Here is a 14,956-nt window from a genome sequence, read left to right as displayed (position 1 = left end):
TGTCCACGCCCACCCCAGAAAGTGCGCCATGGTCGTCAAGATCCCGACAGCTACCGAGCTCACTCCCACCGAAAAGCTGGTAGCTGAAGCCCTGATCACCGGTGTCTCCAACGCCCAGGGCGCTGACGACCTGAGTTTGAGCACCGGAACCTTCGCCGCCCACCTCAGCAGCATTGGCCGGAAGTTTCAGGTCACCAGCAGGAAGGGCAGGGCCGCCCGTGCACACGCCGTCCTGGCCAGCGGGCAGGTTGCCCCGCCCGCGGCGCCCGCCGTCGTACCGGACTTCACGCACGACGAACAGCGGCTGCTTCGGGCCCTTGCCAAGCACCCGGAAACCCACGACATCGCCCGGGCAGCCGGGATCCGCCCAGCCGACGTCCGCCCTCAGATAAGGGAGCTGGTTACCAAGGCCGGGGCCGACAACGACACCCACCTGATCGGCCTCGGCCACGCTTGGGGACTCCTCGGTGCAGGGGGCAGCGGATCCAGCAGTGCCGACGCGGCTGCGACCGAGCCTGGCGGAGCCGCGTCATGACCAGGACCTGTTCACAACCGCAGGAACAGGTGCGCCCCAGGACGTTTGTCGCTCAGGGCTTCCCCGGGGAAGCGGTCGTCGCAGTAGTCCCAGCACCGTACGAGATGGGCTGGCTACTGGCCGAGCAGGACAGAAAAGCTGTAGCCGGGTTCGTCGACCAGCACACGACGTCGCTCGCCGACCGGTTGCTCTCCGGCCTTGCCCGGCATCAGACCAGCCGCTCACTTGGTCGGTGGGACCGCTGCGCGCCGAGTTCGACGCCATCCCACTTCGCACCGTCCGACACCGGCCGGCAGCCATGTACGAGCCGCACGACAACCGGGCCAGCTGAGACCGCCCGTCCAAACGGCCAAGGGGACGACACCGCAGCTTCGCGCCTTGACCGGCTTCCTCGCCCTGCCCTCGACGAAACCCGCGCCTGACGTCCGCTCCGGAGCTCACATGACCCCCACGAGAGCACCTTTCGACCCACCCCTGGATCTGCCATGGCTCTCGCCCGGAGCGCACCTCAAAGGCGCCGAGGCGGAGGAGTTCCAGCAGAAGGTCATCGCGGCCTACACGAAGCGGCGTGCCTCGATTCGGGACATATGCAAGGCCACTGGTCGGTCTTACGGCTCGATCCACAAGCTCCTCGCTGGCCACGTGACCTTCAGGGGGCGCGGCTACGCCCACCCGACCGGGACTAAGAAGGGCGCGTCATGACGCCGGGGTTCTACGGGGTGCGGTTCGGCATGTGTCTGACGCACCTGCACGCAATTGCGGCATGGAGCGGCCGCCACCCTGCGTGTCGACAGGCCGGCGGTGACGCTGATGCGGGTCTCTGATTTTGATCCCGCGGGCTTCGACACCAAGTTACGCCCAGCACTGGAAGACATCCGCATCGGCAGATGGCGCTCCACCCGCGACCTGCTCGACAAAACCCCCTCATGGGCTCAGCGCACGTTCCGAAGCCAGGTGTTGGCTTCCGCCGCGGCGCAGTCCGACGCCGTGGAAGCATGGGGGCGCGAGAGCCGGGACCACCAGTACCGCATGATGTGGGCCCGAGTCCTCGTCCAGCGCGCCCTCCACGCCCACAGCCGCGGGCAGCGGCACGAAGCCCTCCTCCTCGCGGATGCGGCTCGGCAAGCGTGCGACCTGGCGTCCACCTTCATGCCCGATGACCCGGTGCCGTGGGTGGCATGGCTTGCGCTGGCACCGCTCGACTCTCCACGCCCGTGGGAGAGGCGACCGGAGAACCAGGAGAGGTGCTGGGAACCGGGCATCCCGCCAGGACCCTGGGGCCTGCTGTGGCAGGCCCATCGGCGGGATCCATTCAACCGGGAGGCCTGGCATCGCGCTATGCACGCCTTGCTCGCCTATGAGGACAGTGCACACAGTGCCGTCAGCTACAGCCGGTGGGCGGCGCAGCTCGCTCCTCGCGGATCGGCGGTCAACGTTCTCCCTCTGTACACCCACTTGGAGAGCTTCCGCCGAAGGACAAACCGGGATGAGACGCCCCGCCTGCACTGGGCACCTTCAGCGATCTCCTTCTACACGTTGCGGGCCCTTGACGAGTGGTTCCGCTTCACGGACGACACGACCTGGTCGCCCCTAGATCTCAACTACCTCGCTCAGGCCCTCCACCACGGCGGTTACCCGGCACGCGACGTGTTCGAAGCGATCGGAAAGTGCGTCACGCGGGCCCCCTGGCAGGACGTCGCTCCCGACGGACGCAACTGGCAAGAGGAGTTTCTCCAAGCTCGTCTCCTGCGACTCCGCGAGAGCGGACCGTATCGCGCAGGAGGCCGCATGTGATCCACCAGGGCCCACCCCGCGCTCCGCCGCCCAGAAAGCAACCCCCGTCCCCCGTCCCCGCGCCGCCTGGAGGTACCAACCGTGTCTGCCGCACCGCCCCCATCTGCCGACGAACAGGTTCTGACGAACCTCGGCTATAAGCCTCAGCTCGCCCGCCGGATGAGCGGCTTCGGGAACTTCGCGCTGAGCTTCTCCGTCATCTCGGTGCTGTCCGGCTGCATGACCTTGTACGGCTTCGGCCTCAACACCGGCGGGCCCGCCGTGATGATCTGGGGCTGGACCTTCGTCGGGCTGATGGTTCTCTTCGTCGGTCTGGCCCTCGCCGAGGTCACCAGCGCCTACCCCACCGCTGGGGCCCTGTACTTCATGGCCGGCAAGCTCCGCGGCCCCCGGTGGGCGCACTACACCGGCTGGTTCAACTTGCTCGGGCTGCTGGGTGGCATGGCCGCCGGCCCGTACGGATGCGCCTTGTTCATCGGGGCCTGGCTCAACCTGAGCTACGGGTTCACTCCCACTCCGGTGAAGACCTTCCTCATCTTCGCCGGTCTGCTGCTGCTGCTCGCCGTGATGAACCTCTTCGGCGTGCACCTGGTCTCCATGCTGAATTCGATCAGCGTCTGGTGGCACCTGGGCGGAGTCGCCGCCATCGTCGGCGCCCTCGTGTTCATACCCGACCACCATCAGTCGGCCGGCTTCGTCTTCGGCGAGTTCACCAACAACACCGGCTGGGGCAACCCCTTGTACGTCGGGCTGCTCGGACTGCTGCTAGCCCAGTACACCTTCAGCGGCTACGACGCCTCCGCCCACCTGTCGGAGGAGACCGAGCGCGCTCAGACCGCCGCAGCCAAGGGCATCGTCCACTCCATTGTCTGGTCCTGGGTCGCCGGCTTCATCCTGCTCGCCGGACTGCTCTTCGCGATCCAGGACTACAACGGAACGATCAACAGTGCGACCGGCGTCCCCCCGGCCCAGATCTTCCTCGACGCTCTCGGACCGTCCATGGCAAAGATGCTCCTGCTCGTGGTGATCATCGCCCAGATCTTCTGTGCCAACGCCGGTATGACCTCCGCCAGCCGGATGATCTTCGCGTTCTCCCGCGACGGCGCCCTGCCCCTCGCAAAGAAACTGCGGCGAACCAGCCTCCGCACCAAAACCCCGGTCAACGCCGTATGGCTGGCCGCCGCCTTCCCACTCCTGCTGGCCGCACCCGCGATGTTCTCCACCACCGCATACACCGCGATCACCACCATCAACGTCATCGGGATCACCCCCGCCTACGCCATCCCCATCTTCCTGAGGCTGCTCCGCGGCAAGCAGTTCAAGCCCGGAACATGGCACCTGGGCCGCTGGAGCAAGCCGGTCGGCTGGATCGCCGTGACCTGGGTCGCCTTCGTCACCGTCCTGCTCTGCCTGCCCTCGACGAAACCCATCACCGTCGACACGTTCAACTACGCGCCCGTCGCCCTCGTCGTCATGCTCGCCCTGGCCTGGGCGGCCTGGCACCGGGGCCTGCGCCACGACATCGTCCCCGAGTACGGCACCGCCAGCGAGCGAGACCGGATGGCAGAGGACATCGTTTGACTCTCCCCTCCCCCGTGGGAGGGGTTCTCACGGCTCGCGCCGTGATGCTTTCTGCTTCGTCGCCGACTGCCCGCCCGGAGTTCTCCGTTGAGGTCTTACACCAGCTCCACAGACAGATACCGAAAGTCCTTCGGCCAGAATATTGTTCGCCGCGTTCACGTCCCTGTCGTGGGTCGTTCCGCAGTCACACGTCCAGGTGCGGACGTTCAGCGGCAGCTTCGATGTGATGACGCCGCAGGCAGAGCACAGCCTGGAGGAGGGGAACCAGCGGTCGACCGCGATCACTTCGCGGCCGTACCAGGCGGCTTTGTACTGCAGCAGGCTCCGGAATTCGAACCACGCGGCATCGGAGATAGCGCGGGCGAGGGTGTGGTTCTTGACCATGTTCCGTACGGCCAGGTCCTCGATCACGATCGTTTGGGTGTCACGAACGAGTCGGGTGGTGAGCTTGTAGAGCCGGTCACGCCGGGCTCCGCAGATGCGGGCGTGGATCTTTGCGACCTTCAGCCGGGCCTTGGCCCGGTTGTTGGAGCCCTTCTCCTTCTTCGCCAGGTTGCGCTGAGCGCGAGCAAGCCGGGCGCGATATTTCCGCTCATGCTTCGGGTTGGTGATCTTCTCGCCGGTCGAGAGTGTCAGGAGACTGTCCAAGCCAGCGTCGATACCGACCGCCGAATCGGTGGCGGGGAGCGGCTCCACACTGGGGTCGTCGCACAGCATGGAGACGAACCAGCGTCCGGCCGCGTCCCGGCTGACGGTCACTGTGGACGGCGTCGCCCCCTCCGGGAGCGGCCTCGACCACACGATGTCCAACGGCTCCGCCATCTTCGCCAGCATCAGCCTGCCGTCCCGGAAACGGAACGCCGAGGATGTGTACTCAGCCGAAGCGCGGGACTTCTTCTTCGACTTGAAGCTCGGATACTTCGCCCGCTTGGCGAAGAAGTTCGTAAAAGCCGTCTGCAAATGCCGAAGGCACTGCTGGAGCGGAACCGACGATACGTCGTTGAGGAACGCCAGTTCCTCGGTTTTCTTCCACGCGGTCAGCATCGCCGACGTCGCGTTGTAAGTAATCCGTTCCTGCCGCAGAGTCCACGCCTCGGTCCGGGCCTGAAGCGCCAGGTTGTAAACCTTCCGCACGCATCCGAAGATGCGCGACAGCTCGGCTGCCTGCGCATCGGTCGGATAGAAGCGGTACCGAAATGCCCGCTTCACTGGAGTGGCCACAACACACACGTTAACGCGTCAACTCGTGGGCATCTGCGGGCGGTTGGGGGCGGACACAGTTTCTCACTGACGGCGAAGCGGCTTTCCCTGCCCTGCTCCGCAGGAGTCCCGTTTCCTCTCCGCCCTGAAGGGCTCGGAATATCCACGGAGGAGATCAGATGACCGGCGCAACCCCCAACATGTCCGACAGGGGGCCCGACACCTCGCCGAACAGTTCTGTCGGCGGCCTCGGCCGTCTGTCCGCTCTGGTCAGGGATGGCTCCGTCACCTCGGTGATGCTCGCTACCGCGAGCATGCAGGGTGGGCTCAAGGGCAAGACGTACGGCACCGCGCACTTCCTCGACGACGTCGCCGTCCACGGGACTTCGTGGTGCGGGTACCTGCTGGCCACCGACGCGGACATGCGCCCCCTGGACGGCTTCGGCATCGCCTCCTGGGACACCGGTTACGGGGACATGCGGCTCGTTCCCGACCTGGCGACGCTTCGCACGCCCACGTGGATGCCCGGCAGGGCGCTGGTGCTCGCAGACCCCGTCACCCACGACCAGCAGCCGGTGGCCGTCGCTCCCCGCCATATGCTCAAGCGGCAGCTGGAGCAGTGGGAGCGGCGCGGGATCACCGCCAGTACCGGGCTGGAGGCCGAGTTCGTCCTCTACCACGGCACCCGCAAGAGCGCGGAGCGCGCGGGATTCCAGAACCTCACGCCGCTGTTCGGGGGAAGCCGGGACTACGGCCTCCACCAGCCTCCTCTGCTGCGTAAATACCTCACGGACCTGCACGCGGCACTGACGGGGACTGGTCTGCCGCTGGAAGCGATCAAGTGCGAAGGAGCCTCCGGGCAGGTCGAGGTCACCTTCCCCCACTCGGAGCCCCTGCACGCCGCTGACCAGCACATGCTGCTGCGCCACGCCGCAGTCGAGATCGGCACGGTGCACCGCGTGCTGCCCCTGTTCATGGCCGCTCCCGACACCGGGGTCGGCAGCGGCCTCCACATTCACCTTTCCCTCCACGACGCCGAAGAGCAACAGCCGCTCTTCGCCAGTGACGGGACGGATCTACCCGAGGAGGCTCTGCACGTCATCGGCGGACTCCTCACCGCGATGCCCGTGCTCGCCCCGTTCTGGGGCCCGACGGTCAACTCATGCAAGCGGCTCACGCCCGGTACGTGCGCGCCGGTGAACTACAGCTGGGGATTCGACAACCGCACCTGCGCGGTCCGCGTCGTCGGCACCGGTGCCCGGCGCCATCTGGAGATCCGGCTGCCGGGCGCCGATGCCAACCCCTATCTCGCGCTCGCCGCGGTCCTTGCGGCGGCCGGCCACGGCCTCGACAACAAGATCGTCCCGCCGTCACAGGTGCACGGCAACGCCGTCACCGACACCGACCTGCCCCCTGTTCCCCGCTCGCTGGACGAAGCACAGCAGCTCATGCGGGTCAGCGACCTGCCTGCGCAACTGTTCACCCCCGAGGTCGTCGAGCACTACGCCCTGTCCGCTCACCACGAGGTCGAAGCCCATCGCGTCGTGGTGAGCCCCGAGGAACGACGGCGAGAGATCGCCCTCCAGTGACCCCTCCCCTCCACACCAGCAGCCCAGGCATCCCGCGCACGCCAACCCACCTGGAAAGAGAACGTATGACCGCGGCCGACACCAGCATCGAGCTCACCCAACTTGCGTGGAACGTGAAGGACGGAGGCATCGACGGCGCCAGCGAGGACCGGCGTATTCAGCAGCTGGAGTTTCTCGACTCGTTCTACGACCTCGATCTGCTGTGGATCATGGAGGGCACCGGCTGGCATGAAGGCCGGCGTATCAAAGACGTTGAGAACATCACCGGTCTGACCGCGCTGCCGCCCGTGACATCCCGCATCGGCGACGGGCGCAACCACAGCATCATGTTCTACAACGCGGACAAACTCACCCCGAGCAGGCCGCACACCGAACTCGCGCGTGGTGCCTTCTACCACGGTGTTTCGCGGGACGTGTTCGACGTTGACGGCATCCCTCTGCTCGCTCTCGGCACGCACCTGTCCTTCGACAGCGGCGCGGCCCGGCTGGCCGAGGCCCACTTCCTGGCCGACTTCGGCGGGGAGTTCCCCGGCTGGCCGGAGGACAAGGTCCTGCTCATGGACGCCAACGCCCCGGATGACAACGACCCGGAGCTAGAGGACTGGTCGCGAGTGCCGCAGTATCTGTGGCACCGCTACCGCGAGGTCCTCCCGGACGGTTCCTTCGGCGGCTGGGACCGGGGCGCCCGCCGTCTGCTCCTTAAGTCCGGTTGGTGCGACCCGCAAAACGATGTGCGCGTCCAGCGCGGGCCGACCGTGGGCTACTGGTACGACAACGAGAAGGTGCCCTTGCGCCTGGACCAGATCCTGGTCACGGGCCGGCGCATCGAGGTCGTGGATTACCGCACCCTCATGCCCGAAGCCCCGGACTTGACCAAGCTCTCCGACCACCTGCCGGTCCAGCTCGACATCCGCCTGCACCGCCGCCCCCGCGAATCGCAGGCCAACAGCGCCGCATGACGGATCCAGGGCGGCCACCGGCGCATCACCGTGCCCTGCGCTACCCGGCAACCGCCACACGCGGGCTGGCCGTTGCGCTCCGGCAGCGCGCCCATATCCGAAATCCCTGTCCTCTAAATCACTAAGGAGCGTGAGTGAAGAAGAAGCGCGACGACCAGTACCGGCTCGTGAACGCGAATGTGGAGCGCAACGGCGGCCCCGAGCTGGAACCGGGGACCTTGCCGCCGGTGTTCTTCGCGGTGCATCACGAGGTCCTCGTCCCGTTGGCGCCGGACCTTCTCGGTATGACGGAGCTGACGCATGCGCAGACCCGGGCCGGTGCCAGTCCTGAGGAAGTGGAAGCGGCGGAGCGGCGGTTCAAGGCCCACAAGGACCTCCTCAAGATGGAGGGCTTCCGCGCGGAGATGGGCTACGGCAACAATCCGACGGGCTGCTTTGTGCGTCCTGGCTCGTTCCTCTTCGGGCCTGATGCCCGGCGTCCCTTCTTGGGACAGCGGACCCCGCCGACCGTCCTGACCCTGCGCGTGCCCGGGGCGCCGGCGGCGATCCATGTCGGTGTCGCCCACCAGTCGTTCAATTCGCCACCGGCTCGGGAAAACGAGGTTTTCGGCCTCACCTCGCTCGTGGACAAGATCAAGGCTGATCGCAGGCCGGCCGACGAGGAAGGGGAGCCCGGCGCCGCGGCGCCGGGGGAATCCGCTGATCCTGGCTGGGCCGCGTGCTGGCTGCTCATGGACGCGAATGACCTGCCTGAGCCCGAGGGGGAGTTGGTCCCCCATCCCGACTGGTCCTCCCCCAGCGTCACCGACGAGGTGCACCGGGCCCACCGTGCCGAGCTGCTGCCCGACGGGTCCTGGCGCAGTTACACGAACGTGGACAAGATCATGCACCACTGCCGCATGTACGACGCGGCCCGCTGGGCGGCGCACCACGGGCAGTTGCAGGCGCTGGCCCCCACTGCCGGCCGGGCACGGCCCGACCAGGGCGGCCCGCACCGGATCGACCGCGTCTACATGGACCCCTACACCGTCCAGGCGGTGGAGGAGGTCCATGTCATCCCCATGGACGGGCTCAGCGATCACGACATCGTGGTGGTCGACATCTCGAAGCGCAAGCTCGTCGAGACTCTCCTGCGGCGCTCGGTCGAGCCGCTGCCCGGATGGCGCAAGCAGCCGCTCCTGCCGAGGGTGATCACACCATCCCGCGCCGAGGTGATGCATGGCCTCGTAGGGGACTCCCCCGCTAAACCGGCGGCCTGACCGCCGCACAGCCGTTGCCCGGCACGCGCACACCCTTGCCGGGCAACGGCGGCCTCCCCAAGCGCGTTGATCACCGCCCGGCCGTCTTCGACCGGCGTCTCACCGCCAGCATCACCTGGATTCCAGCCCGCACCCGATATCCCGGAGGTAGCCGTGAGTAGTTCGCTGGACGGTCACCAGGATCTGCCGCCCAGCACCTCCCGCGTCTACAGGCTCTTGGGCCTGGTCTTCTCCGACACCATCGACGCGGGCTTGACCGCTGCGGTCTGCGGCCTGCCCGCTGGGCAGGCCGCCCAGGTGCTGCAACAGCTTTCTTCCCTGCGTCTCCTGGGGAATCTCGGCCACCAGCGCGGGCGCGACATGGTCTACCGCTTTCACCACCGTGCACGGCAGCACGCGCGGTCCCTGGCATCTGTAGACGAGCCCAGCGGAACCGAGGCAGAGGTCACCCGTCGTTCCCTCGACTGGTATCTGCTCACCGCGACCGCGTGCGAACGTCTGGTTACCCCTGCGCACCAAGTCCTCGACCGGGACACTTCCGCCCCGGACATCGTGGCCGCGCCCCTGCTCGACGAGACGACGGCGCTCGCCTGGCTCCAGGCGCAGCACGCGAACCTGATGGAGGCTGTCCGCGTCGCCCACCGAAAGGGTCTCTACGCCACGACGTGGCAGCTGGTGCACGCGATGTGGCCCTGGTTTCACCGGGTGCACGACTACAACGCCTGGTTCGAGGCCCACGAGCTCGGCTTCGACGCCGCACAGCGCTGCGGACACCGCCTTGCACAACGGATCCTGCTCAACACATGGGGCGTGGGGCTCAGGTCGGACCGCCAACTCGATCGCGCCCTCGAAGTGTTCGAGCAGGTGCATCACCTGGCCGTCGCGGACGACGACCAGCGCACCGCGTCGCAGGCCCTCCACGAAATCGGCAACGTCCACCTGGACTCGGGCCGGCTCGCCGAGGCCGAACGCTTTCTCCAGCAGGCGCGCGCCATTCGAGCCGCCCTCGGCTACGAGCGCGGCGTGGCGCTCACCGACATCTGCCGCGGCCGGGTTGCCTTCGACTCCCAGGACTATGCCCGCGCCACCGACATCTTCCGCGCCGCGTTCCGCGCGCTCGTTGCGGAACACTGGTTCAACGCTGCCCGGGCACTGGCCTGGCTCGGCGCCTCCCGCGCGCAGTCCGGAGACTTCGCCGAAGCCGAGCGGTGTCTGCGCCACGCCAGCAAGGAGTTCGCCGACCACGGCTCGGACCGCTGGACGGCCCGAAGCACCGAGATGCTCGGTGATGCCCTCACCCTGCAGGGCAGGACCGGACCCGCGCGCGACCACTACCTCCGTGCCCTGGCCCTGTACGAGCCGATCAGCCCGCGCGACGCCGCTCGGGTCCGAGCTTGCCTGGACGCCGGCTCCTCGGGCTGACCCGCACGAGGCCGCCCACGACCGCACCAGTGACGGTCGGATGCCATGCCGCCAACCCGCACCGTCAAACTCACAGCCCAGGAGGGGACCATGTCCGCAAGGCGTCTCGCCAACCTCAACGCCTACAAACTCACCCCCCTGACTCGCACCACCAGTTCCTGGGGCGCCCGGGTCGATGCCATCTGCGAGATAGGCCCCGACATCCTGACCCTGCAGGAAGTCGTCGTCAACGAGCGGTCCACGAGTCGGGAGTACTGGGAGGACTATGCCGCCGAGCTCATCCAGGATCTCGCCCAGCAGTGCGGCCTGACAGCACAGGTGGGCGCGACCTCCGGGTACCCGCACGGTACCGCCATGGCCGCGAACTGGCACCGGCCCTGGTTCACAGCGATCCTGTGGAACCCTGAAACGGTCCAACTCGTCGGCGACTCCTACCGGCCTTTCGGCGCACCCGACTTCTGGCACGGCTGCACGACGGCCCGCTTCGATATCGGCGCCGAGGAGCCGGTGCTCGTCGCCAGCTACCACGGCGACCCATTCCGCCCCCGATGGCGTGCCGAAGAGGCATTGCGCTTGAAGGGCATCTTCCGGCAGACCGGCGGCGTCCAACCCGGCTTCGTCCTGGGGGACTTCAACTCACTGTCCGCGGCCAGAGTCAGAGGCTGGTTCGGTCTGCGCCGCTACTACGACCACAACGTCTACCTCCGTCAGCGCCACGACGATCTCGAATTCCAGGTCGCCCCCCGCTCGATCGGCCGCTGGTGGAGGCGCAACGTACCCGAACGCGCGACCCAGGCGCTCCTGCGCGACGGATACATGGTCGACGCTGCGGCCCACCTGGGGGTGCCGTGGCAGCCGACCGTTGGACATTGGGAAGACGGCAAAGGCGACCCCGATCCCTGGGGAGCACGGAGGATCGATCTCATCCTGGCCACCAGGCCTGTCGCCCCAGCGCTGACGGCCTACCAGGCCCACCGGAGCCCGACCGCCGAGGAGGCGTCCGACCACCTCCCCGTCTACATCGACGTCGAGCCCAGCAAGATCCGAACCAGCTAGGAGGAGCGATGAGGAACTTCATGGGACCGAAGCGGCTGTGGGGCCGCGAGGCGGGCCCGGAGGAGGACTGGATCAAGCCGCATGTGCTGTGGCTGCCTCAGCGCGACCGGCAGGTGATGGACTACTTCGGTCGGCTGCGGGAGGTTGTCGAGCAGTACCCGGACGTGATCACGCCGATCGCGGACGAGGACGTGCACATGACGGTCCAGAAAGTGGAGCCCTTCACCAGCGACGGCGTCCGAGTGGACAGCGAACTGCTTGACCGCGCGGCTGTGGCTGTTCAGCGTGAGCTCAACGCCCTGGAGGCCTTCGAGATCGAGATCGGGCCGGCCCGCGCGTCGGGGTCGGCCGGGATCGTCGAGATCTGGCCCGAGACGGGTCCGGCCGCGCTCAACCGTGCCGTCCGTGCGGGTCTGATCTGCGCGGGCCTGTCCCTGCCGCCGGAAGAGGAGCACTTCTGGCCGCACATGTCCTGCGGCTATGGCACGCAGGACAGCAGCACGCCGGAACTCGCTGCCCGCTCCGACCAGTTCGCTTCCGCGATCGGCAAGACCATCCGGCCCGCGGTCCGCACCCGCGCCACGGTGTCGAGCGTGTGGCTGGTGTGGGAGCGCCAGGACGCCCAGCGCAACACCTACACGTTCACGCGCGCCCACGAATTGCATCTGAGCGAGGCCGCCTGAGCCAGCCGGCGTCCACGGGCCGGTGCCCGCCGTCGTACGCACGGACACCGGCCGTACGACAACAAGTCGCTCCTACTCTCGGAAAGGAACTTCTGTGCAAGCGACGACTTTCATGTCGCATGTGCGCCAACACGGGGCGACGAGCAGTACCCGGCCCTCCAGCGGCAGACGCCCGGCCGTCCCACGTGCACCGGGTCCGCCGTCGCTGACCGACAAGCTCGCCGCTGACCGCGACAACGTCCGCTTCGCCGACAAACGCATAGCCGACCTCGACCTGACCCGTCTCGCTGAGGTGTGCCGCGCCTTGGCCTTCGATCAAGCCGTCTGAAACCCGAAAGGAGCACGTTCCTGTGGAGACGTACACCAACACGGACCGGATCTTCGACAGCGCCGCCGCCTTCTACCACGTCAGGCCCGGCTACCCAGCGCAGCTTCTGAATGCCGTCGCCCGCCTCGCGAGTGGCGGTCGCGTCCTGGACCTTGCTACCGGGACCGGTGTGGTCGCCCTCGACCTGGCTCGGCGGGGCATTGCGGTCACGGCGGTCGACCCCTCGCTGGAAATGCTGGACGAGGCCCGGCGGCAGGCCGACCTCCAGAACGTCACCGGGATCGACTGGCGGCAGGGCACCGCCGAGCGGCTCCCGGACGGTGTGGGAGACGGCTTCGCCGTGGTGACCCTCGGGGATGCCTTCCACTGGGTGAACCGCGAAGTCACCCTGCACAACCTCGACAGCATCGTCCGGCCCGGCGGCTGCGTGGCCCTGCTCTCGCACCGCTGGCACGGGCATCCCAAACCGAGCTGGGACGCGCCGGTCCACCGGGTGCGCGCACGCTACCTGGGCCAGCGCCGACACGCCGGACCGACCGGTGGCCAGCGCCTCAGGTTCCAGGACGGACGGCACGAGGACATTCTGCGGGCCTCCGCCTTTTCCGACCTCGTCCATACCATCGCCGACTACCAGATCGACGTCTCCCTCGACGACCTCGTGACCTGGCAGTTCTCCCAGATCTACTCCTCACCAGCTGTCCTCGCCGAGCAGCGCGACGCCTACGAACGCGACCTTCGCGCGCTGCTGGCCGCCTGGGAGCCCAGCGGCCGATTCCGGGAAACCAGCCAAGCCCATCTGCTCACCGCACACCGCCCCGCCGAACCCGCACCAGCCTGACCACACCCGCCCAGCGCAACACCTGCACGTTCACGCGCGCCCACGAATTGCATCTGGGCAAGGCCGCCTGAGCCAGCCGGCGTCCACGGGCCGGTGCCCGCCGTCGTACGCACGGACACCGGCCGTACGACAACAAGTCGCTCCTACTCTCGGAAAGGAACTTCTGTGCAAGCGATGACTTTTATGCACGGCAGTGAACAGTGGCCTGACGGCCTTGAGCTGCTCCACGTCTACGCACTGGTTGATCTTGAGCGCAATCCGCGGCTCGCCCGGCTCATCGCCGCGCAGCGCGCCGCCCTCGCGGACTTCCCGCTCGCCTACGTCGAGGACCAGTGGCTCCACATCACCCTGGCGCAGATCGTGGGACACAGTGCCGGCAGTCTTTCCACCGCGCAGCGGGAGGAACTGGTGTCCGGACTGACGAGGCGGCTGAGGGACATGGAGCCGGTCACCGTCATGGTGGGCAGCTGCCTGAGCTATCGCACCGGAACCATCTACGACCTGAGCGCAGCCGGGCCGCTGGTTGAGGTCGGCCGACGGGTGCGCGCGGGGGTCGAGGAGGTCTTCGGGCCGGACGCGGGCGCCTTCGACACTGGCGTGCTGCATCTCACCCACGCGTACGCCACCGGGGAGGCCGACTCAGACCAGGTCCAGCGCAAGCTGCGGCGCGTGGAGCCCGGTCACGCCCCGCTGGCCATCGATGCCGTGCACGTGGTGAACGTTCGTGCCGACAACCAGAACAAGACGATCACCTGGGGCCAACCTCTTGCCCGGATCCCCCTCGGTGGCGCCGCACAGGACTCCGCCCGTTCCCACGAGAGTGGTGGCCTTGCTGGGGCTGAAGTGGGTGCAGCTGACGTGGAATCAATCGACAGTCTGCTGCAGGCTGCCGAACTCGCCGTCGACGAGGGCGCGTTCGAGCGGGCCGACGAGCTGTACATTGCAGTACTTGCCGGGGTGGAGATTGGCCCTTGCGTGGGTGACCTGTGGCACCTGCAGATCGTGCGTGATCACGCCCTCGTCGCCTACGGGCTGGGGCACTGGGCGCAGGCCGAGGCACAGCTGCGGCGTGCCCTGGCGGGCCGGGAAAAACTCGCGGGCCGCGACGCGGCCTCCGTGGTCGATTCGCTGGCCCGGCTGTCCGAGGCCGTCGGCGAGCAGCACCGGTGGGTGGAGGCAGAGGCCCTGGCCCGGGAAGCCGTCCGCCGCGCCGAGCGCGCGCTCCCCGAGGTGCACGAAACGGCCCTGGGAGCACGTCTGGCGCTGGCGTGGGTGCTCGCCTCGACCGGCGAGCCCGACGCCGAGTCGCTGCTACGGCCCCTGGTCGAGACGCTGGACGCCGTCCACGGCCTCAACCATCCGGACACCCAGGCCGCCCGGCACCTGCTGGTCGAGTTCCTGTGCGACCAGCAGCGCCTCGAGGAAGCGACCGTCCTGGCTGAGGACCTGCTCGCCATCCGCGAGGCCACGCGGGGGCCGGAGCACCCCCACACCCTCCTGCTCCGCGCCCAGTTCGCCCTCCTGCTGCACCGCACCGGCCGCGGGGACGAAGCGGCGGTCATGGCCGAGCAGACCCTCACCACGAGCGTGCGCGCCCAGGGGGCGCAGGCGCACCACACCATCAAGATCCGCAACATCCACCACGAGATCACCGTGGGCTGACCACCCCATCTCCCCCGCTCGCCCGTCCCTTCCTCCCCTGTCTCCTTCCA

14 protein-coding genes are annotated in these 14,956 nt (G+C 67.9%); 13 read left to right on the top strand and 1 reads right to left on the bottom strand.

Going from position 1 to position 14,956, the window contains the following annotated elements:
* Positions 1-28 precede the first annotated feature (28 nt).
* From ACIBEI_RS41880 to ACIBEI_RS41865, 4 genes are all read left to right on the top strand, one after another.
* The gene (locus ACIBEI_RS41880) at positions 29-535 is read left to right on the top strand and encodes a LuxR C-terminal-related transcriptional regulator (protein WP_398896086.1); all 507 of its coding nucleotides are present in this window, start codon (positions 29-31) and stop codon (positions 533-535) included.
* A gap of 441 nt (positions 536-976) precedes the next feature.
* Positions 977-1,237 carry a helix-turn-helix domain-containing protein gene (locus ACIBEI_RS41875; RefSeq protein WP_398896085.1) on the top strand — a complete coding sequence of 87 codons (261 nt, stop codon included), beginning with the start codon at positions 977-979 and terminating at the stop codon, positions 1,235-1,237.
* Positions 1,238-1,336: 99 nt separating this feature from the next.
* Positions 1,337-2,329, top strand: a complete 993-nt coding sequence (locus ACIBEI_RS41870; protein WP_398896084.1) for a hypothetical protein — start codon at positions 1,337-1,339, stop codon at positions 2,327-2,329.
* Between the two features lie 81 nt (positions 2,330-2,410).
* Positions 2,411-3,910, top strand: coding sequence for an amino acid permease (locus ACIBEI_RS41865; RefSeq protein WP_398896083.1), 1,500 nt, complete (start codon positions 2,411-2,413; stop codon positions 3,908-3,910).
* Positions 3,911-3,937: 27 nt separating this feature from the next.
* Here ACIBEI_RS41865 and ACIBEI_RS41860 read toward each other — a convergent pair whose 3' ends face one another.
* Complete coding sequence (locus tag ACIBEI_RS41860; protein WP_398896082.1) at positions 3,938-5,131, bottom strand: RNA-guided endonuclease InsQ/TnpB family protein; 1,194 nt, start codon at positions 5,129-5,131, stop codon at positions 3,938-3,940.
* A 158-nt stretch (positions 5,132-5,289) separates the two neighbouring features.
* Between ACIBEI_RS41860 and ACIBEI_RS41855 the strand changes: the two genes are divergently transcribed.
* The 9 genes from ACIBEI_RS41855 (at position 5,290) to ACIBEI_RS41815 (ending at position 14,906) form a co-directional block, all read left to right on the top strand.
* A complete protein-coding gene (locus ACIBEI_RS41855; RefSeq protein WP_398896081.1) occupies positions 5,290-6,699 on the top strand; it encodes a glutamine synthetase family protein in 1,410 nt (469 codons plus the stop codon).
* Positions 6,700-6,764: 65 nt separating this feature from the next.
* Complete coding sequence (locus tag ACIBEI_RS41850) at positions 6,765-7,658, top strand: endonuclease/exonuclease/phosphatase family protein (protein WP_398896079.1); 894 nt, start codon at positions 6,765-6,767, stop codon at positions 7,656-7,658.
* Between the two features lie 134 nt (positions 7,659-7,792).
* Positions 7,793-8,917 (top strand): hypothetical protein, encoded by a 1,125-nt coding sequence (locus ACIBEI_RS41845; RefSeq protein WP_398896078.1) that lies wholly within the window; start codon positions 7,793-7,795, stop codon positions 8,915-8,917.
* Between the two features lie 153 nt (positions 8,918-9,070).
* Positions 9,071-10,339 (top strand): tetratricopeptide repeat protein, encoded by a 1,269-nt coding sequence (locus ACIBEI_RS41840; protein WP_398896077.1) that lies wholly within the window; start codon positions 9,071-9,073, stop codon positions 10,337-10,339.
* A gap of 90 nt (positions 10,340-10,429) precedes the next feature.
* On the top strand, positions 10,430-11,395 hold the full coding sequence (locus ACIBEI_RS41835) for an endonuclease/exonuclease/phosphatase family protein (RefSeq protein WP_398896076.1): 966 nt from the start codon (positions 10,430-10,432) through the stop codon (positions 11,393-11,395).
* An 8-nt stretch (positions 11,396-11,403) separates the two neighbouring features.
* A complete protein-coding gene (locus ACIBEI_RS41830) occupies positions 11,404-12,078 on the top strand; it encodes a 2'-5' RNA ligase family protein (protein ID WP_398896075.1) in 675 nt (224 codons plus the stop codon).
* A gap of 94 nt (positions 12,079-12,172) precedes the next feature.
* Entirely contained in the window at positions 12,173-12,406 is a 234-nt protein-coding gene (locus tag ACIBEI_RS41825) for a hypothetical protein (RefSeq protein WP_398896074.1), read from the top strand.
* A 22-nt stretch (positions 12,407-12,428) separates the two neighbouring features.
* Entirely contained in the window at positions 12,429-13,244 is an 816-nt protein-coding gene (locus tag ACIBEI_RS41820) for a class I SAM-dependent methyltransferase (RefSeq protein WP_398896073.1), read from the top strand.
* Positions 13,245-13,418: 174 nt separating this feature from the next.
* Positions 13,419-14,906 (top strand): tetratricopeptide repeat protein, encoded by a 1,488-nt coding sequence (locus ACIBEI_RS41815; protein ID WP_398896072.1) that lies wholly within the window; start codon positions 13,419-13,421, stop codon positions 14,904-14,906.
* The last annotated feature ends 50 nt before the right edge of the window (positions 14,907-14,956 follow it).

The organism is Streptomyces sp. NPDC050988 (assembly GCF_044456225.1).
Classification (GTDB): Bacteria; Actinomycetota; Actinomycetes; order Streptomycetales; family Streptomycetaceae; genus Streptomyces.
This window is presented reverse-complemented; position numbering and strand designations above follow the sequence as displayed.

Bases quoted from the DNA above. Each gene is read 5' to 3' on its own strand.
- ACIBEI_RS41880 (WP_398896086.1), top strand. From the start codon at position 29: ATGGTCGTCAAGATCCCGACAGCTACCGAGCTCACTCCCACCGAAAAG.
- ACIBEI_RS41875 (WP_398896085.1), top strand. From the start codon at position 977: ATGACCCCCACGAGAGCACCTTTCGACCCACCCCTGGATCTGCCATGG.
- ACIBEI_RS41855 (WP_398896081.1), top strand. From the start codon at position 5,290: ATGACCGGCGCAACCCCCAACATGTCCGACAGGGGGCCCGACACCTCG.
- ACIBEI_RS41850 (WP_398896079.1), top strand. From the start codon at position 6,765: ATGACCGCGGCCGACACCAGCATCGAGCTCACCCAACTTGCGTGGAAC.
- ACIBEI_RS41835 (WP_398896076.1), top strand. From the start codon at position 10,430: ATGTCCGCAAGGCGTCTCGCCAACCTCAACGCCTACAAACTCACCCCC.
- ACIBEI_RS41830 (WP_398896075.1), top strand. From the start codon at position 11,404: ATGAGGAACTTCATGGGACCGAAGCGGCTGTGGGGCCGCGAGGCGGGC.
- ACIBEI_RS41815 (WP_398896072.1), top strand. From the start codon at position 13,419: ATGACTTTTATGCACGGCAGTGAACAGTGGCCTGACGGCCTTGAGCTG.